Genomic DNA, 19,053 nt, shown 5'->3' with positions numbered 1-19,053 from the left:
GTTACGGCGGTCACCTTACCGGTCCGAAGTGCGGGGAGCCGGATATACGTTTGCCGAGGATGGCACCATGGAGCGGTGAGTACTGGTCATCATCCGCATCGCCCGCCGCGCGTACTGGAGCAATCCACCAAGCTGCAGGACGTCGTCTACGAAATCCGTGGACCGGTACTCGCGCATGCGGCACGGCTGGAGGGCGAGGGGCACCGCATCCTCAAGCTCAATATCGGCAACCCGGCCCCCTTCGGGTTCGAGGCCCCCGATGTGATCATGCGCGACATCATCGCGGCGCTGCCGTATGCCCAGGGCTACTCCGAGTCCAAGGGCATCCTGTCGGCCCGGCGCGCGATCGTGACCCGCTACGAACTGGTGCCCGGCTTCCCCGAGCTCGACGTGGACAGCGTCTACCTGGGCAACGGCGTCTCCGAGCTGATCACCATCACCATGCAGGCGCTGCTGAACAACGGCGACGAGGTACTCATCCCCGCCCCGGACTATCCGCTGTGGACCGCGATGACCAGCCTGGCCGGCGGCACTCCGGTGCACTACCTGTGCGATGAGGCCAACGGCTGGCAGCCAGATATCGCCGATATCGAGTCGAAGATCACCGACAAGACCAAGGCACTGCTGGTCATCAACCCGAACAATCCCACCGGCGCGGTGTACTCCACCGAGGTGTTGCAGCAGCTGGTCGATCTGGCGCGCAAACATCAGCTGTTGCTGCTGGCCGATGAGATCTACGACAAGATCCTCTACGACGACGCCAAGCACATCTCGCTGGCGACCCTCGCCCCCGACCTGCTGTGCCTGACCTTCAACGGCCTCTCCAAGGCCTACCGGGTGGCCGGGTACCGGTCCGGATGGCTGGCGATCACAGGCCCGAAGGAGCATGCCGCCGGATTCATCGAGGGTATCGACCTGCTGGCCTCGTCGCGGCTGTGCCCGAACGTGCCTGCTCAGCACGCCATCCAGGTGGCGCTCGGCGGACATCAGAGCATCGAGGATCTGATCCTGCCCGGCGGCAGGCTGCTGGAACAGCGCGATGTCGCCTGGGAGCGGCTGAACATGATCCCCGGCGTTTCCTGCGTCAAGCCCAAGGGCGCGCTGTACGCGTTCCCGCGGCTGGACCCGAACGTGCACGAGATCTACGACGACGCCAAACTCATCTTGGACCTGCTGCTCCAGGAGAAGATCCTGATGGTGCAGGGCACCGGCTTCAACTGGCCCGCGCACGATCACCTGCGAATCGTGACGCTGCCGTGGGCGCGCGACCTGGCCGTGGCCATCGAGCGGTTCGGCAACTTTCTGTCCAGCTACCGCCAGTAGGTCCGAGCGCAACCGGTCCTGCCCCCGGTTACACCGGCCAAAACCGACCTCATGTCGGGGTTCGAGGGGTTTTTGGAGACTTACTAGCGCAAAACAACTTCTTTTGTGTACAGTAGGCATCGGCGCTTTCGAGCGCCCGGTTGGATTGTCTACCCCCCCTGGACAATCCAGCTTTCGGGTTAGGCTGCCTACCCCCCTGGGCGCCGACCTGTGGACGGCGGAGACATCCCCCTGCTCTCCGCCGTCCCTCGGCCCGGCTGGTCCGCCTCTCCGCGATTCTTGGCCAGACTTAGGCGCGGGGTTCTTTGCGTTGGCGACCGGCGGTAGTGCATAAGGGTGAGTTAGCCCGTACCCGGTGAGTTACCCGGATCTTGCGAGATCAGTTGGTGCGTTGGCAAGAAGAAATTCGGCCCGCGGTGCCTCTGTGTCGCTTTCACTGCCGGTTGCTGCGTTTACCGGTCGTCTGAGGCAGTTGTTGTGGCCGCGAGGTTTTCGGGGCCGTGGCTGTGTGCACACCGTGATCGCCGCTGAGTGCCGACATAACCGCCGTTGCTGCGCCTCTTGAAAATGACGTCCATTAAGCTCGCCGCGTGAGCGACCACCATCACCATCACGATCACTCCGGGCCGATTGCTATCGGGGCTACCGCTGCTCGGGTCGTCGTCGGGCTACTTGCCGTGATCGGCGTCATCGTTGTGATCGCCACCATCATGCTGTGGCCGAGTGAGCAGAAGGTCGATATTCCGCTGCCGATGCAGAATGCGGGTGGTGGGGCGGTGCAGACCGAGGCGGGGACGGTGGTGCTGCAGGACATCGGCGCTTGTGGCAGCCCATCGCTGGGCAAGGTGTTCCCCGAGAGGCCGGATCCGCCGGCCACCAACGCCTACACCTGCCAGCGCAGCCTGATCGCGATCGAGTCGGGGCCGCATGAGGGCAACCACACACTGCTCGAGATTGCGCCGGGGCCCGGACAACCCGAATTGCAGGCGGGCGACAGCATCCGGATCGTGCGCCAGACCGCACCCGATGGCACGCCCCTGTATTCGTTCGACGATTACGCTCGCGGTCTGCCGTTGACGCTGATCACGGTGGCTTTCGTCGTCGTGATCATCGTGGTCGCACGCTGGCGTGGCCTGCGTGCACTGCTCGGCCTCGGGTTCGCGTTCGGCGTGCTCGTCGTGTTCATGCTGCCTGCACTGCTGGACGGAAAGCCGGCCATCCCGGTCGCGCTGGTCGCGGGATCGCTGATCTTGTACGCGGTGCTGTATCTCGCGCACGGGGTGAACCTGCGCACCAGCTCCGCTCTGCTCGGCACCCTGACATCGATGGTGCTCGCGGCGGTGCTGTCGTGGCTCACCATCGGCGTCACCAACCTGACCGGATTGTCCGAGGAACAGAACACCAACGTCGCCACCTACCTCGAGCACGTCAGCATCACCGGGCTGCTGCTGGCCGGGTTCATCATCGGCTCGCTCGGTGTGCTCAACGACGTCACCATCACCCAGGCGTCGGCCGCGTTCGAACTGGCGGCGCTGGACGAAGGCGCGTCCCGGCGGGAGATCTTCGCCGCGGCCATGCGCGTCGGTCGCGATCACATCGCCAGCACCGTCTACACCCTGGTGCTGGCCTACGCCGGTGGCGCGCTGCCGCTGCTGCTGCTGTTCAGCGTCGCGGGCCGGTCGATCCAAGACGTGCTGGTCGGCGACGCCGTGGCGATCGAGATCGCCCGCTCCGCGGTCGGCGGTATCGCGCTGGCGCTATCGGTTCCGCTGACCACGGGTATCGCGGTCATGCTTGCCCGTCCGTTCGGAGCGGGTAAGCCCGCACCGCAGGTCAACCGGAGGGCTCGGCACGCGAAAGTCTGATATCAGGGTGCAGGCGCCGGGGGGAACAGCGGCGGGATGGTCGGGACGATGATGGGCGGCAGTCCAGGAACCACCACGATCGTGTTCGGCCCGAGCGTCGTCGGGGCGGGCTCCTCCGGCCGCTGACGCTGCGGCGGCGGCTCCGCGATCGCCTCCTCGGCCTCGGTGGTGGTGGGGGCCGCGGTCTGCGGATCCGCTGCGGTGGCATGGGCCGGGGTGGTCGGCAGCGGCGAGGTGTTGCCCTCGCTGGTGTGCGAATCCCGCTCCAGCACCTGCGGTCCGTAACCGAGCCCGAGGCCGATCGCCGCGACCACGGCCAGCGCGGTGACCGTCAGCGCGGCACCGCTGATCTCGCGCCGCCCGCGCTTGCGTGCGGTGGGGGCCGACAGCCACGACGGCGTGAGGTCGTCGTCATCGATGTCGACGGCCGGAGTGGGATGTGCGGCAGCCGCGACCGGACGCGGTGCGCGTACGGTGCGGGCCAACAGCGCCGCACCGCGGACCGCGACGGTCTCCGGGTCGGCGGGCACGGTGACCGGCAGACCCATCCAGTGCTCCAACACCTTGGCTACCAGCGGAATCCGAGAGCCGCCACCGACAACGAGCACCCCGTTGACCGGCACACCAGAACGTGTCACCACCTCGCGCGTCATGCGCGCCGACGATTCAACGGCGAGCATGATCAGCGATTCGAAGTTCTCCTGCGCCAGCAGCACCAGGCCCTGCTCACTGGGCAACGCCACCGCGGTATTGCTCGACAGCTGCTCCTTGGCCTGCCTGCACAGTGCGTCGAGCTGCGCCAGCCCGGAATGGTCGTGCGGATGCGCGATCCGGCCGGAGGCGATCTGCTGTTCGCGAATGAGCGAATCGATGTAATCGCCGCTGATATCGCTGGTGCGTTCGGTGTGGCGGACCTGCCTGGTCTCGACATCGACGATGCTCACCGAGAGACCGGAACTGCCGAGGTCGTAGACCACGAGCGCGGAGACACCGCGGATATCGCCGCTGCTCTCGGCGAATTCGACGATCGCGTTGAGTTCGGGAACCAGCTCGTAATTGGTGATCTGCTGTTTGGCCATGGCCGCGCGGATCGCCCGGGCCTGCTGATCGGTGCGGTAGGCGATGGCGGTGGCGGTGATATCGGTGGACGCTTCGAGCGTCACCCCGATGACCTCGGCGGTGAGTTCGGCCAGGTCCTGTTCGCCGACGGATATGGTCTGTGTGTCGAAGGAGTGCGCGGAGAGGTGTTCGTGCTGGAACCCGGCGTGCGGCCGCGCCAGTCGAACAGCGCAGGCCCCCACCGCAACTCCCAGTACCGCACCCATCAGCTGCTCGTCTCGTTCCCGCTCCACGACATGTGAGCTCGCTCCATTGCTCGGCGACGGCTCGACCCCGAACCCTACCGACCGAGATCTGCGGAGTTCGCGGCAGTGCTGGCCGTTATCCGATGGCCCCCGCCTCGACAGGCAACTCTACGGTGTGCCGAGCCCCGCGTACACCCATCCCGCGTCCCGCCAGGTGGCCGGCACGAGACAGTTGCGGCCGTCGATGATGGACCGGGTCCGCACCACCGGATCCAAGTCGTGCGGTCGAAGCGCGGTGAACTCGGACCATTCGGTGAGGACGAGCACCACGTCCGCGCGATCGCACGCCTCGGCCACCGAGGTGGCGTAATTCAGCGTCGGAAACACCCGGCGCGAATTCTCCAGCGCCTTGGGGTCGTACACCGTGACCACAGCGCCGTGCAGCTGCATCATGCCCGCGACGTTCAATGCCGGGGAATCGCGCACGTCATCGGATTCGGGTTTGAACGCGGCGCCGAGCACCGCGACATTGGCACCCAGCAGCGATCCGCCACAGGCCCTTGTGGCCATATCGACCATCTTGGTGCGTCGGCGCATATTGATGTTGTCGACCTCGCGCAGGAAGGTCAACGCATGGTCGGCGCCCAGTTCACCCGCCCGGGCCATGAACGCCCGGATATCTTTGGGCAGACATCCACCGCCGAATCCGAGGCCGGCATTGAGGAAGCGGCGGCCGATGCGGGCGTCGTAGCCGAGCGCGTCGGCGAGGACGGTGACGTCGGCGCCGGTCGCCTCGCAGACCTCCGAAACCGCGTTGATGAACGAGATCTTCGTGGCCAGAAACGCATTCGCCGAGACCTTGACCAGCTCCGCGGTAGCCAGATCGGTCAGCAGGAACGGGATGTCGGCGGCGATCAGATCGGCGTAGGCCTCGCGCAGTAGCCGCTCCACCCAGACCGATTCGGAACGGTCCCGGTCGACGCCGAGAACCAGCCGGTCCGGGCGCAGGGTGTCCTGCACCGCGAACCCCTCGCGCAGGAATTCCGGATTCCATGCCACTTCGACATCAGTGGAGGTCAGAGCCCTGGCGCGGGAGCCGAGTTCGGCCGCGGTGCCCACCGGCACCGTCGATTTGCCGATGATCACCGACGGCCGCTCCAGCATCGGCGCCAGCGAGTCGATCACGGCATGCACGTATTTCAGGTCGGCGGCGTACTCGCCTTTCTTCTGCGGCGTGCCCACGCCGAGGAAATGGACCTCGGCGTGCGCGGCCGCCTCGGTGTAGGAGGTGGTGAAGCGCAGGCGTCCGGCGTCCAGATTGCGGCGCAGCACGGCCTCGAGTCCCGGCTCGTAGAACGGCACCACCCCGTCGGACAGCTTGGCGACCTTGCCCGGATCGATATCCACCCCGATCACGTCATGCCCGAGTTCGGCCATGCACGCGGCGTGCGTGGCCCCCAGGTACCCGGTTCCGAAGACTGTGCATCGCATGATCGATTGGTAAGCCGCCCCGGTGGCCACACCACCACACCGAGGGAAGAGTCCGGGCAACAGTAGATGTACAGGGAGTGGAACCTCGTGTGACCTGCGGGTTTACCTCGGGATTGCTCGTCGTCCATGTCATGGGGCTTGGCCGGCGGTCCTCACCCGGCGATGGCCACGGGAGGTTCGGATTCGTATGCGGTGTGCAGCAATTCGACCAGCTCCGATGAACCGTCCAGCGGGGTGTCCCCGATCCGGTGTACCGCGATCGCGGGTGTCCATGAGTTCAGGACGACTGCGCCGCGGTATTTGCCCACGTCGGCGGGCCGTACCACCTGTGTGCCTTGGGGCACGCCTGCCGCCTCGAGTCGACGGCGAACGGTGCCCATCATGGTGCCGGTGAGCACGGCCGCCTCCGGCCATACGACGGCGTCGCCATCCCAGAACGCGAGGTTCCAGATCGATGCCTCGGATAGGCGTCCCTGCCGGTCGACGAAGGCCGCGTCATCGAATCCTTCGGCACGAGCGCGGCGCATGTAGTAGGTCTTGGCGCCCTCACCGACATGCTTGATCTCGGGCATGAACCGAACGTGTTCGAAGATCGCGAGCGAGAGCGGGCCTTGCGGACCGTTCGCCGGTGGCGCGGTGCGGATGAGAGTATGCAGCGAAGGCTCGGCGGAGTCGTTGGTGAATTCCCCGTTGGAGTCGAACACCGTGAGGTACAGCGATAGGTCGGACGGAGACGCTTCGATCGCGGTGCGCAGGTCGGCGCGGATCCGCTCAGGTGAGAGTTCGGCGTTGAACATCGACCGGGAGGCGTAGACCAAACGGTCGAAATGCAGGTCGAGTCCGCGCACGGCACCGTCGCGCACCTGCATCGCGGTGAAATGTGCGAACCCCGCGAACGCGTTGGTCGTGAGGGTGGCGGGGTCGGCGGGCTGTCCGTCGATCAATGTCACGGAAGGAAATGCGCTCATGGGGCGAACCTAGGCCCTGACATGGGTGTCAATGTCAAGCCTGCACGCGAAGAGGAGTGCTCGTGCTCATCGGAGAACTCGCCGAACAGACCGGCATATCGCCACGTCTGCTGCGCTATTACGAACAGCAGGGTCTGCTCGATGTCTCCCGCCACCCGAACGGTTACCGGGACTACGACCCCGACGCCGTCACCGTCGTGCGCAGGATTCGTGGACTACTCGATGCGGGGTTGAACACCGAAACCATCCGTACGCTGCTCCCGTGCGTGCACGGCGAGGAGCCGAGCGTCGAGCTGTGCACCGAGGTCGACGCGATACTGCGCCGTGAACTGGGCGAACTCCAAGCCGAGATCGACCGACTGACCGAAAAGCGCGAGGCGATGTCCGGGTTGCTCCTCGACTGAGCGGGTCGCGCGATGGTCGGCTCGAGCGGCCGGCGTGGATAGGATCGGCCGATGCGGCGGATCGGCGGGACTGTGCTCGTCATATGCGCGGTACTCGCGATCGTCACGGCCGCGCTGTGGCCGGTCTATGTGCGACCGCAGACCGAACAGCCCGCGCCAGCCGACGCGATTCTGATTCTCGGCGGCGCGCACGACGGGCGGGAGGAACTCGGGCTGCGATTGGCCAGAGACGGCTATGCGCCGCGTGTGCTGGTGTCGAATCCGTATGAGCACAGTGCGCTGGTCAACCGGATCTGTCACGGCGGGTACAGCTTCGACGTGGAGTGCTTCGATCCGGATCCGCGTACGACCCGAGGCGAGGGACGCTACCTGGCGCAACGGGCGCGTGCGGAGGGATGGACGCGCGTCATCGTGGTGACGTTCACCCCGCATATTTCCCGCGCCCGCTACATTCTCGGCAAGTGCTGGTCCGGGGAAATGCTCTTCGTGGACCCGAAGCCGCAACTTTCCGTCGCACGCTGGGCTTATGACTACGTCTACCAGTCCGCGGGATACGCCAAAGCGGTATTCGAGGACTGCGGCTAGGCCGTGTCCGGCGCCGCCGCTCAGTCACGAGAGCTGCCCCGGCCCGATCACGGCGAGGATGCCGCACTGCCCGGTGGTGGATTCCGGGCAGTGCGGGCGGTCACGGCCTTGTCAGGCGGGCGTAGCGGTTCAGATGGTAGGCGCTGGAACCGAATTCGTTCTCGATGGCGGTGAGTCGTTTGAAGTAGTGGCCGATGGCCAGTTCCTCGGTCATCCCCATCGCGCCGTGTAGCTGCACCGACTGCTGGCCGATGAAACGGGCCGCGCGCGCTACGGTGACCTTGGCCGCCGAGATGGCACGAGCCCGCTCCGTCGCCGACGCGGACAAGGCGAATGCGGCGAGATAGGCAGCGGCGGTGGCCTGTTCGAGTTCCATGTACATGTCGACCATGCGGTGCTGAAGTACCTGGAACCCGCCGATCGGCTGGCCGAACTGCTGACGTTGCTTGGAGTATTCGACGGTGTCGGCGACGACCTTGCGCATGAGTCCGACCGCCTCGGCGGCGACCGCGGCAATGGCTTCCTCGAGGGTCGCTTCGACGATCTCGGTGGCCCCGCCTTCGGCGCCGAGCAGCGCCGGGGCGGGCAGGCGGAAGCCGGTGAAGGTCAGGTCGGCGGCGTGCCGGTCATCGATCGTGCGGTAGTTGTGCACCTCGACGCCCGAAGAGGGTGCGTGCGCATCGAATTCGGTGAGAAACAGCGTCACGCCGTCCCGGTCGCGCCGTTCGCCTGCGGTGCGGGCGCTGATGATGAGGTGCGTGGCCAGCGGCGCGCCGGTGACCACGATCTTCGTGCCGTCTAGCACCCAGTCGTCGCCGTCTTTGCGGGCGGTGAGGGAAATATCGTGCGGCGATTCGCCGGCCGAGGGCTCCAAGCTCGCGAAGGCGGTGCGCGCGCTACCGGCGACGATCTCGCGCAGCACGGCGTCGGCAGGTTCACCACCGGACCGCGACAGCAGTCCGCCACCGACCACGACGGTGTCCACGAACGGCTCCACGACCAGCGCGTGCCCCAATTCCTCTGCGATGACCATCAATTCGGTCGGCCCGCCGCCTATGCCGTCGACCCGTTCGGACAGCGTCGCGCCGAGAATGCCGAGTTCGTCGGCGAATCCGCGCCAGATCTCGGGCTGCCAACCGGCAACGGATTTGGCCGCGCTGCGACTTTTCTCCAGCTCGTACCGCGCGGAAAGGAATCCCGCGAGGGAATCGCGCAGCAGCTGCTGTTCATCGGTGAGTGAGAAGTCCATCAGAGCCCCAATGCTGCCTTGGCGAGAATGTTCCGCTGAATTTCGTTGCTACCGGCATAGATCGAACCGGCGCGATCGTTGAAATAGCGCAGCGGCGCGACGGCCTGCCACTGCGGGCCGCTGTGATAGCCGTCGGCCGGTGGCGTGAACTCGGCGATCGGACCACCTGGCTTGGTGGCGTGCGGTTGGTAGGCGCGACCGCGCGGCCCGGCCGCCAGCAGCGCCAGTTCGGTCAGCTGCTGGCTCAGTTCGGTGGCCAGAATCTTCAGCATGGACGAGGCGGGTCCCGCGTCCCGGCCCTGTGCCAGCGCCGAGATCGTCCGGTACTCGAGAATTTCCAGCACATCGGCGCGGATGCGGGCATCGGCCAGCCGCGCCGCGAATCCGGGATCGTCGATCAGCGGCTCACCGTCCGGGCCAGGCTGCTCGGCCGCCGCGTCGGCCAGATCCTGTGCCATGACCTGTAATGCCGGCGCCGCCGCCCCTCCGCGTTCGTGCACGAGCACGTACTTGGCGACCGACCATCCCTCATCGACGCGGCCGAGCACATTGCTCTTGGGCACCCGGACGTTGTCGAAGAACACCTGGTTCTGTACCTGCTCGCCCGAGGTCATGACCAGCGGCCTGACCTCGATGCCCGGGGTGGTCATATCAATGAGCAGGAAGGTGATGCCCTGCTGCTTCTTACCGGTGCGCGAGGTGCGGACCAGGCAGAAGATCCAGTTCGCCTCGGTGGCGTGGGTGGTCCAGATCTTGCTGCCGTTGCAGATGAAGTCCTCGCCGTCGTCGACGGCGCTCATGGTCAGTGACGCGAGGTCGGAACCGGCTTCGGGTTCGGAGTAGCCCTGGCAGAAGAACACCTCGCCGGTGAGAATCCCGGACAGGAAGAAGTCCTTCTGTTCCGGCGTGCCGAACGCGACGATGCCGGGCGCCACCATCCGGATACCCATCGGCGACAGCGGAGGTGCACCGGCCAGTGCCAGTTCCCGGTTGAAGATGTAGTGCTGGGTCAGGGTCCAGTCGCAGCCGCCGTACTCCACCGGCCAGCTCGGCGCCGCCCAGCCGCGCGCGTGCAGGATCTGCTGCCACCGCATGCTGGCCTCATGGTCGGGATAAACGCTCGTTGCCAAGCGCCCAGCCGCCCGCAGCTCCGGCGTCAGGTTGTCTCGCAGGAACCCCCGCACCTCGTCCCGAAAGGCCGAGTCGGCCTCCGACCAGTCGAAATCCATCCATACTCCCGAGGGCTGTGCATAATCGCCGCAGCGCCCGCGAACCGGGCACCCATGAGAGAAGTTATCCGCAATTCTCGCACTTCGTCAAACTGAAGGCATATGCCATCAGGTTGACGGCGTGCTCGTATCCGTCGGTCGAACGCTCAGACGACGAGCCCGTGCCGGCGCCGCATTCCCTGATGCACCCAGGGGTGCCGAGTAGCCACGGGGCGCCGCCTGATCGAACGCCACCCGGCACGCCTCGCATACAGCAATGCCCGTGGGTAAATCAGCTGTTCACAGGGGGTTTTGTCTCCCCCGAAGTGATAAACTCCGCCGATGGCGCTCGTCGAGGTCAATGGGGTGCGGCTGCTCGTCGAGGAATCGGGCAGCGGTGATCCTCTTGTGCTGGTACACGGGAGTTGGGACGACCGGCGGGTATGGGAACTCGTCGGGCAGGATCTGGCGCGACACTTTCGGGTAGTCAGCTATGACCGGCGTGGTCACGCCGGCAGTTCAGAAGGTTCCGGGTCGGGGACGCGCCGCGATGATGAAGATGATCTCGCGGAGTTGATCGGTCTGCTCGAGCTTGCGCCCGCGAACGTGGTGGGCAATTCGTTCGGAGCTTCGATCGCATTAGGTTTGGCTGCCAGGCGGCCGGAACTCTTCCGCGCTCTCTGCGTGCACGAGCCGCCGTTGATCTCGCTCGCAGCGGATGACCCGGTGGCCGTCGCAGCCGGTGGTGTCATCGGAACCGTATTGCAGTTGATCGACGGGTGTGAGTTCAAAGCCGCGGCCCGCACCTTCGTCGACAACGTCGCCCTCGGTCCTGGCGCGTGGGAGCTGATGTCGAGCGATGAGCAGTTGTCGATGATCATCAACGCCCATACCTTTGCCGGGGAGCAACGCGATCCGCACTGGGCCGAGATCGACCTCGCCGCCCTGAGCGAGGTCGCGTTCCCGGTCCTGTTGACTCAGGGCGACCAGAGTCCGCCGTTCTTCGCAACGATCACGGCGCGGGTCGCCGAGGCCATCGACGGAGCCGAGGTGCGGACACTGCCTGGCACCGGGCACATTCCACACGTGACGCACCCTGCTCAGTACGCGGAGGTTGTCGGCGGGTTCATGACTCGCTGATCCAACAGTCCGAACAGGTCATCCGCGCTGAGAGCCTTCGAGCCAGACGATCTCGACGGGCACACCGGCTTCGCGGGCGAGTTCGACGACGGTTTGGTGGAACGATGCGGCACGACCGGTTCTCGAGTGGTACCTGGCTGCGGGGGCTTCTCGACGTTCGCCGCAGTCAGGTGCCACTCGCGGTGCCTTCAGCCGCGGAGGCGGTAGGTGGTGGCGGGGTTGGATGCGAGGTAGTCGGCCCAGGTCTGCTTGCCGTCGCGGTGGTCGGGGCAGGTGTTGTAGCCGGCGCGGTAGGCACGTGCGGCTCGGCCTGGGATGGGGATGCGGATCGTGCGGCAGGGGCGGCCGGTGGCGGTGCGCCAGGTGTCGGTGAGCTGAGCGAGGGTGAAGAGTTCTGGGCCGCCGAAGTCAGGGGCGCGGCCGAGCGGATCGCCATCGATCAGTTCTGCGACTCGGGTCGCTACATCGGCGGCGGCGACCGGTTGGAAGCGGAAGTCGAGGGGGAGTGGTGCGAGCGGCCAGCGGTCGACGGTGCTGAGGATGAAGGCGATGAGTTCGTGGAACTGGGTGGCGCGCAGGATGGTGTGCGGGATGTCGCTCTCGGTGATCAGCGCTTCGCAGGCCAGTTTCCGCTGGTAGTACGCGAGGGGGAGCCGGTCGATGCCGACGATCGACACGTATAGCAGGTGCCGGGCATCGCGCGCGGCCGCGAGCAGATTCTCGGTCTGCCGTAGGTCATGACGCCCCGAGCGCCGGAAATCGGTGGCAGCGTGCACGATCAGGTCGGCGCCTGCCGTGGCTTCGGAAACACCGTCGCCCGTCTGGAGATCACCCACGTGGGTGCCCGCACCAGGCCGACGGGACAGCACTCGGATCTCATGATCGGTCGAACGCAAGCGCTCGACGATCAGCTTTCCGAGTGCCCCGGTGCCGCCGGTGATCAGGACGGTACCCATGGTTGTTCGGCTCCTCTCTCGGCCCGCGGGTCGCGTGGCCGCTGAGACGACTCGACCCGGGCCGCTGTGCGGGACCCGGGTCGAATCATGGTTATTCAGATGTGGATGTTCAGTTCTTCCGGCCCGGCGCCTTCGCACCGGACTTGAATCCGAGCCCGCCCGGCTTGGCGGCGGGCAGCGGGGCATCCGGTGCACCGTTGCCGTTCGCGGGAGCCGCGGGGGTCTGTTCCTCGGCGGATTCCGTTGCGGTGGTCGCCGCAGCCGTTTCCGTAGCAGCCGAGGCGGTTTCGGCCGAAGCCGAAGCGTCCGCAGCCGGAGCCGACTCGGCCGGAGCCGGGTTCGCTGCCGGTGCCTTGGCGCCGGGCGCCTTGGGTCCGGGACGCTTGAATCCGGACTTCATGGCCAGACCCTTGGCGGCCACCGTCGGCATGGATTCGGCAGGTGCCGAAGCCGATTCGGTTGCCGCTTGCTCGGCAGGTGCGGTAGCCGACTCGGCCGGAGCGGAGGGCTCTGCCGAGGTGGTTGCGGCAGATGCCGGTTCCGCCGCCGGTGCCTTGGCACCGGGCGCCTTCGGTCCCGGGCGCTTGAAGCCCGACTTCATGGCCAAGCCCTTGGCAGCAACTGTCGGCTTGGTTTCGGTCGCAGCTGAAGCAGCTTCGGTGCTCGCCTCAGCTGTTTCGGCCGCAGCAGCTTCCGGAGCGTCCGGGGCCTTCGCGCCCGGAGCCTTCGCCGCACCCTTCATCGCCAAGCCCTTGCCACCGGGTGCCTTCGCGGCGCCCTTCATGCCGAGACCCTTGACCGGCGGTGCGGCCGGAGCCTCGGCAGCGGCCTCGGCGGGAGCTTCCGCCTTGGCGCCGGGAGCCTTCGCGCCGGGAGCCTTGGCGGCACCCTTCATCCCGAGGCCCTTACCGGGTGCCTTCGCGGCGCCCTTCATGCCCAGGCCCTTGGCCGGGGCCGCAGCCGCGGCTTCCGCCTCGGCTGCCGGAGCAGCCTCGGCCTTGGCGCCGGGTGCTTTGGCGGCGCCCTTCATGCCGAGTCCCTTGCCGGGTGCCTTGGCGGGGCCCTTCATGGCCAGGCCGCCGCCGGCCGGTGCGGCCTTGGCCGCGGCGGGGGCTGCTTCGGCCACCGGTGCGGGCTCGGGTTCGGGTTCCGGCTCCGGTTCGGCCTTCGGCTCCTGGATGACGGTCAGCTTCTCGGTCAGAATGGCCGGTTCGACGCGTTCGATGGAGTCGAGCATCAGCTGGGCGACGTCGACGACCTCGACACCCTCGCCCTTGCCGTCTTCCTGCCGCGCGGTCACACCGTCGGTGAGCATGACGCGGCAGAACGGGCAGCCGGTCGCGATCTTGGTCGGGTTGGTGGCCAGTGCCTCGTCCACGCGGTCGACGTTGATGCGTTTGCCGAGCTGTTCTTCCATCCACATGCGCGCGCCACCGGCGCCACAGCACATGGAACGTTCGCCGTGGCGCGGCATCTCGACCAGGTTCGAGCCCGAGGCCTCCATGAGCTCACGGGGAGCGTTGTAGATCTTGTTGTGGCGGCCCAGGTAGCAGGGGTCGTGGTAGGTGATGTTCTGCGACACCGACGCCACCGGCACCAGCTGCTTCTGCCGCACAAGGCGGTTCAGCAGCTGAGTGTGGTGCACGACCTCGTAGGTGCCACCCACCTGCGGGTACTCGTTGTTGAGCGCGTTGAAGCAGTGCGCACAGGTGACCACGATCTTCTTCTTGGACTGCTCGACGCCCTCGAATACCGAGTTGATGACCTCGATGTTCTGCATGGCCAGCTGCTGGAAGAGGAACTCGTTGCCCGCGCGGCGCGCCGAGTCACCCGTGCAGGTCTCCTCGGCGCCGAGCACCATGAACTTGGTGCCCGCGGTGGCCAGCAGTTCGGCCACGGCCTTGGTGGTCTTCTTCGCGCGATCCTCGTAGGCGCCTGCGCAACCCACCCAGAACAGGTACTCATAGCCGTCGAAGCTGTCGGCGTCCTTACCGAACACCGGGATGTCGAAGTCGACTTCATTGATCCAGTTCAGGCGGTCCTTGGAGTTCTGGCCCCACGGGTTGCCCTTGTTCTCCAGGTTCTTGAACAGACCCGCGAGCTCGGACGGGAACTCCGACTCGATCAGCACCTGGTAGCGGCGCATATCGATGATGTGATCGACATGCTCGATATCGACCGGGCACTGCTCCACACACGCGCCACAGGTGGTGCACGACCACAGCACCTCGGGGTCGATGATGCCGCTGATGTCCTCGCCACCGACCAACGGCCGCTCGGCCTCGGCCCGCGCCGCCTCGGAAATCTTGGCCAGCGCCGCCTCGTCCGGCTTACCGTCGGCGTCGACCAACCCGACCTCGTCGCCGCCCATGTCCTTACGGCCACCCGCCAGCAGATACGGGGCCTTCGCATACCCGTGGTCACGCAGCGACATGATCAACAACTTCGGCGACAGCGGCTTACCGGTATTCCAGGCCGGGCACTGCGACTGACAGCGACCACACTCGGTGCAGGTCGTGAAGTCCAACCAACCCTTCCACGAGAAATCCTCGATCCGGCCCGCACCCAGGGTGTCGGTATCGGGATCGACGTTCTCCATGTCCAGGGCCTTGCCCTTCGACATCATCGGCTTCGCCGCACCCAACGCGACATCGCCATCATCTTCACGCTTGAAGTAGATGTTCGGGAACGCCGAGAAGCGGTGCCAGGCCACACCCCAGGTGATGTTGCGGCCGACCACGTACAGCCAGACCATGCCCGACATCAGCTTGATGAAAGCGAAGATCGAGATCAGCGTGACATTGGCGGGGATCACGTTGGCGATCAGTCCGGTGACCGGGTCGGTCCAGCTGGAGTGGCCGTGCAGCGACAGCACGCCCGCCTTCACCAGCACCATGCCGATGCCCTCGGTGAGCACGACCCATTCGACGAAGTAGGCGGGGCCGAACTTCGAACCGCTGAAACGGGAGAGCCGTTCGGGCAGCCGGGGGTGATTCATCTGGCGGAGAACCATCAGCGTCACGATGCCGACGACGGTGCCGACACCGAGGATCTCGTCGCCGAGGTGGAACCACCAGGTTTCACCGATCAGCGGCCACGACCAGGTGGGCTTGAAGGTCTGGCCGTAGGCCATGAACCAGAACTGCGCGCCCGCCAAGAAGCCGATCATCACCAGCCAGTGCGCCCAGCCGACGGTGCGGAATTTGTTCATGCGCGTATGTGCGATGAACTCCACGAGCATCTGCTTGAAACGCGGAAAGAACGGCCGCCACCGATCCGGCGCGGACTGGCCGACCATGATGGTCCGCACGATGTTTCCGGCGCCGCCTAAGAACGACACCCAACACAGGAGGCTGAGCGCCGCCCCAATCGTGCCCAGCGTGACTGTCAGGGCATTCATGTCGCGACCTTTCTTTCGAGGCAACACGAGCTGTCGAGGCGGTGTGCCTCGGTTTGGCTCGTATCCTAACTGCCAGTAAGTTACCCGCCGGTAACATGTGGTGTCCAGCGTAGGATCTGCGGTTGGCTGGTGCCCCATCTTCCTGGGGGTTGACCGCTGATTCTGCTGTGATCAAGCTCACATAAGACTGTTGGGTCAATATGCTGCTCGAGCTGTTCAACACCGTAAAGGGCATGCAAACCCCGGTATGAGATAAGGACAGGCTTACCCGCCCAGGTACCTGAGTACACGTAATGAATCTCGCATCTGGACATTTGTTCGTCTAAGCTCACGACGTTCTGTTCTGTGTGCCCGTTTCACAATGCTCGGAGGGGATTTCGGTCTGGCCGGCCGGAATGAATGAGCTCGCGGTGAACGTCCACGGCATGCGGACAACCTGATGATGGATTGGAAACTGAATGAAGATCCGCAAGACCACCGCGGTCGCCGCGATGGTGACCGGCGCGATGGCCATGGGGTTCGGCACAGCCCACGCTGAACCCGCTGCCGAGGCGGCGCAGCCCATCAGCTACTCCGTCAAGCTGGTCGACAAGACCGTCGTCACCACCCTCAAGAACGGCACCTTCGAGCTGGCCAAGTCTTCGGAGGACGTCAAAGAGGACGACGTCTACCTGATCAAGGACGGCAAGGGCGCAACGGTGGTTTCGCTGCCGCTCGAGTTCAGTGTGGAAGACGTAGTGGTCCCGGTCGAGCCGGTGGTGAAGGAAGACGGCAAGGTTCTGGAGCTGACTCCGGACCAGGCTGCGGTCCCGGCCGACAAGCTGGCAGGCAAGAAGGTCAACGCGGTCGACATGGCGATCAAGCCGATCGCCTCGCCGATCGAGAACCAGCGTGCTCAGAATGAGTTCGCCAGCCAGTTCGGAATCGCCACGGCCGTCGGTGGGTTCCTCGGCACAGCCATCGGCGTGGTTGCCGGAGGCATCATCGGTGTGGCCGTCGGTCTCATCGAGTGCCTCACGATCGTGGGATGCATCGCGGCCATCCCGACGATCGTTGCTTTCGCCGGTATCGGTGGCCTGCTCGGCACCATCGCGATCGGTGGTCCGGCCCTGGCGATTGCCGGTATGGACCTCATGAACACTCTGAACGCGGCTCCCGGCACCACCAAGTGGACCGACGAGCACATGAAGGGCGAGAAGTAACCACCTCGAGGTAGTGAGAACGCTCGAAGCGACCGGCCCGTCCCGAAAGGGGCGGGCCGGTTTGCGTTTCGGGGGCGGGCCACGATCGGCGTGGATGTCACACCCGCGTTCGTCGAGTGGGCCGGCTGTCCACCGGCGCTGCGATGAGGCTATCGGTCGTGCGGTCGCGGTGGGCGGGACGCACGAATCGCCGGGTGTGGCTCTTCCGGCTACCGGCGCCGATCCGGCAGCGCCGCAAGCAGATCGCGCTTCGGGCTGCCTGAGCGCCGCAGACGGCTCGAGAGGCGCTGGGGTAACCCTGGGTTCATCCGGCGTTCGCCAGCGCCTCACAGGGCCATTCAAGCGGGTGTGATCCCTTGATGATCAACAAGTGCGGCAGCGCCGATCCCGTTCCGCGATAAACATCCGCACAAACACAAAGGCCGACAGCGCAATGCTGCCGGCCTTTGTCGCTATTCGGGCTGAGCGCCCTGAGTTCAGTTGGTGCGAACCCGCAGACCCGGGTTGTCCGAGAGGACGACGCTGACGGGCTGGGCGAACAACTGCGGGGTGTTACCGGTGAGGGCACCGATCAGGTTGGGGATCTCGCAGATCGGGAAGTCGGCCACCGAGGACGCGCTCGAAATACCGAGTGCGAGACGGCCGGTCACGATCGGGCCACCGCTGTCGCCGGGCAGGGCGCAGATATTGGCCGAGAAGCTCTGGGTGAGCTCGCGGTCACCGACCTGCACGGTCTGATCGACGGCATTGACCACGCCGCAGCTGAAGCCGGTGCGGGAACCGGACTTGCAGACCGGCGCACCGACGACGGGGGTCGCGACACCGTCGACGAGGACGGGACCCGCGCCCGGCACCCGAACGGCGTTGTTGGCGAAGCGATCCCTGGCCTGGTCGGCGATGCGGACAATGGAGTAGTCCTGGTTGCCGAGCACCGACTTGCTGAAGGTGCCGAGCTTGCCGCCGAGCTTGTCGCCGGGGAGCAGTTCGTGCACCGACGCCGCATTGCCGCCACCGGCGCTGTCGACGTCGGGGTTGCAGTGGCCCGCGGTGATGTTGACGGTGGCACCGTCACGGTCGATGCCGTTGAAGCCGAACGAGCAGCGCAGCGAGGTGCGTCCGGCGACCGAGGCGTAGCCGTCGCCACCTGCCAGCGACGCGCCGGTGACGTCGGCGATCGGGTCGGCCGACGGCAGCGCCTCGCCGGCCACCGGCGGGGCCATCACGATGACGCGGGCCGGGTCGACGAAGCTCGGCATCGGCAGACCGGGCTTGTCCACCCGCACCGCGATGCTGTTGTTGACGGTGTCGATGACGACGCCGCGCACCAGCGCGGCCACCGGCTCGGGCTGCTCGTCCAGCCACCGTTCGAACGCGCTCTTCTCACCACGCAGCGCGGACTGGCTCTTGGCCACCGTGCGGACCTCGAAACCGGCGGATTCGGCGGCGACCTTGGCCTCGTCGAGACCGGAGCCGGGCGCGAGTGCGACGACGGCCTTACCTGCGTCGTCCAGCCACGCACCGCCGAACACCTGCGGGAACTGCCGCTGCGCGGTGGTCGCGAACGCGGCGACCTGCTGCGCCAGATCGGCGCGGCGCAGGTACTCGTCGGCCGAGATCTTCAGATCGCGGGAGACCGCGGTGATCAGCTCGGCGGGCAGGCCCGGCTCGGCGTCGGGCTGTGCTGACGCCACCGCCGCGGTGGGGCCGAACAGCAGGATCGCGGCCGATGCGGCGATCGCGGCTTTTCGCATCCCAGTCCGATGCGGAGCTGTCCGGTGCGACCGGAATTTACCTATGCGTGGCAGGAGCATGACCAGACTATATGGGCTGCGGCCCCCGATGCCTACTTGTTCGGTGTCTAATTTGCGGCGCCTGCGGCACCGCGTGTTCGCGGCCCCTGGGTGTCTCGCGTCTCCGCTACCGCTGCTTGCCTTCGGCTTGCGCAGCGGCAGCGGAGA

General features: G+C 66.2%; 14 protein-coding genes. 6 read left to right on the top strand and 8 right to left on the bottom strand.

Translation table 11 applies throughout. The features are described 5' to 3' along the window. Positions 1-75: 75 nt before the first annotated feature. Together ACFXNW_RS00070 and ACFXNW_RS00065 are read left to right on the top strand one after the other, a co-directional pair. Positions 76-1,323, top strand: coding sequence for a pyridoxal phosphate-dependent aminotransferase (locus ACFXNW_RS00070; protein WP_379414685.1), 1,248 nt, complete (start codon positions 76-78; stop codon positions 1,321-1,323). 590 nt (positions 1,324-1,913) lie between these two features. Then, a complete protein-coding gene (locus ACFXNW_RS00065) occupies positions 1,914-3,188 on the top strand; it encodes a YibE/F family protein (protein ID WP_379414683.1) in 1,275 nt (424 codons plus the stop codon). Positions 3,189-3,190: 2 nt separating this feature from the next. Here ACFXNW_RS00065 and ACFXNW_RS00060 read toward each other — a convergent pair whose 3' ends face one another. From ACFXNW_RS00060 to ACFXNW_RS00050, 3 genes are all read right to left on the bottom strand, one after another. Further along, positions 3,191-4,540, bottom strand: a complete 1,350-nt coding sequence (locus tag ACFXNW_RS00060) for an Hsp70 family protein (protein WP_379414681.1) — start codon at positions 4,538-4,540, stop codon at positions 3,191-3,193. Positions 4,541-4,660: 120 nt separating this feature from the next. Further along, the gene (locus ACFXNW_RS00055) at positions 4,661-5,983 is read right to left on the bottom strand and encodes a UDP-glucose dehydrogenase family protein (protein WP_379414679.1); all 1,323 of its coding nucleotides are present in this window, start codon (positions 5,981-5,983) and stop codon (positions 4,661-4,663) included. A 152-nt stretch (positions 5,984-6,135) separates the two neighbouring features. After that, entirely contained in the window at positions 6,136-6,951 is an 816-nt protein-coding gene (locus tag ACFXNW_RS00050; protein ID WP_379414678.1) for an aminotransferase class IV family protein, read from the bottom strand. A gap of 62 nt (positions 6,952-7,013) precedes the next feature. On the opposite strand from ACFXNW_RS00050, the gene ACFXNW_RS00045 reads away from it, so the two are divergent. Beyond that, positions 7,014-7,355 (top strand): MerR family transcriptional regulator, encoded by a 342-nt coding sequence (locus ACFXNW_RS00045; RefSeq protein WP_379414676.1) that lies wholly within the window; start codon positions 7,014-7,016, stop codon positions 7,353-7,355. 51 nt (positions 7,356-7,406) lie between these two features. Then, entirely contained in the window at positions 7,407-7,940 is a 534-nt protein-coding gene (locus ACFXNW_RS00040) for a YdcF family protein (RefSeq protein ID WP_379414674.1), read from the top strand. A 100-nt stretch (positions 7,941-8,040) separates the two neighbouring features. On the opposite strand, the gene ACFXNW_RS00035 is transcribed toward ACFXNW_RS00040, so the two are convergent. Further along, positions 8,041-9,189 (bottom strand): acyl-CoA dehydrogenase family protein, encoded by a 1,149-nt coding sequence (locus ACFXNW_RS00035; protein ID WP_379414672.1) that lies wholly within the window; start codon positions 9,187-9,189, stop codon positions 8,041-8,043. Next, positions 9,189-10,418 (bottom strand): acyl-CoA dehydrogenase family protein, encoded by a 1,230-nt coding sequence (locus ACFXNW_RS00030; protein ID WP_379414671.1) that lies wholly within the window; start codon positions 10,416-10,418, stop codon positions 9,189-9,191. The genes ACFXNW_RS00035 and ACFXNW_RS00030 overlap by 1 nt, the downstream gene beginning before the upstream one ends. Before the next feature lie 321 nt (positions 10,419-10,739). On the opposite strand from ACFXNW_RS00030, the gene ACFXNW_RS00025 reads away from it, so the two are divergent. Continuing rightward, the gene (locus ACFXNW_RS00025) at positions 10,740-11,537 is read left to right on the top strand and encodes an alpha/beta fold hydrolase (RefSeq protein WP_379414669.1); all 798 of its coding nucleotides are present in this window, start codon (positions 10,740-10,742) and stop codon (positions 11,535-11,537) included. A 188-nt stretch (positions 11,538-11,725) separates the two neighbouring features. On the opposite strand, the gene ACFXNW_RS00020 is transcribed toward ACFXNW_RS00025, so the two are convergent. Together ACFXNW_RS00020 and ACFXNW_RS00015 are read right to left on the bottom strand one after the other, a co-directional pair. Then, complete coding sequence (locus ACFXNW_RS00020) at positions 11,726-12,493, bottom strand: SDR family oxidoreductase (protein WP_379414667.1); 768 nt, start codon at positions 12,491-12,493, stop codon at positions 11,726-11,728. A gap of 109 nt (positions 12,494-12,602) precedes the next feature. Beyond that, on the bottom strand, positions 12,603-15,893 hold the full coding sequence (locus ACFXNW_RS00015) for a (Fe-S)-binding protein (protein ID WP_379414666.1): 3,291 nt from the start codon (positions 15,891-15,893) through the stop codon (positions 12,603-12,605). Between the two features lie 458 nt (positions 15,894-16,351). Between ACFXNW_RS00015 and ACFXNW_RS00010 the strand changes: the two genes are divergently transcribed. Beyond that, complete coding sequence (locus tag ACFXNW_RS00010) at positions 16,352-17,095, top strand: hypothetical protein (RefSeq protein ID WP_379414664.1); 744 nt, start codon at positions 16,352-16,354, stop codon at positions 17,093-17,095. A gap of 476 nt (positions 17,096-17,571) precedes the next feature. On the opposite strand, the gene ACFXNW_RS00005 is transcribed toward ACFXNW_RS00010, so the two are convergent. Beyond that, entirely contained in the window at positions 17,572-18,846 is a 1,275-nt protein-coding gene (locus ACFXNW_RS00005) for a S1 family peptidase (protein ID WP_379414663.1), read from the bottom strand. Between the last annotated feature and the right edge of the window lie 207 nt (positions 18,847-19,053).

The organism is Nocardia sp. NPDC059180 (assembly GCF_042754945.1).
Lineage (GTDB): Bacteria > Actinomycetota > Actinomycetes > Mycobacteriales > Mycobacteriaceae > Nocardia.
Note: the sequence above shows the minus strand (reverse complement) of the source record. Positions and strands in the feature narration are given on the sequence as shown.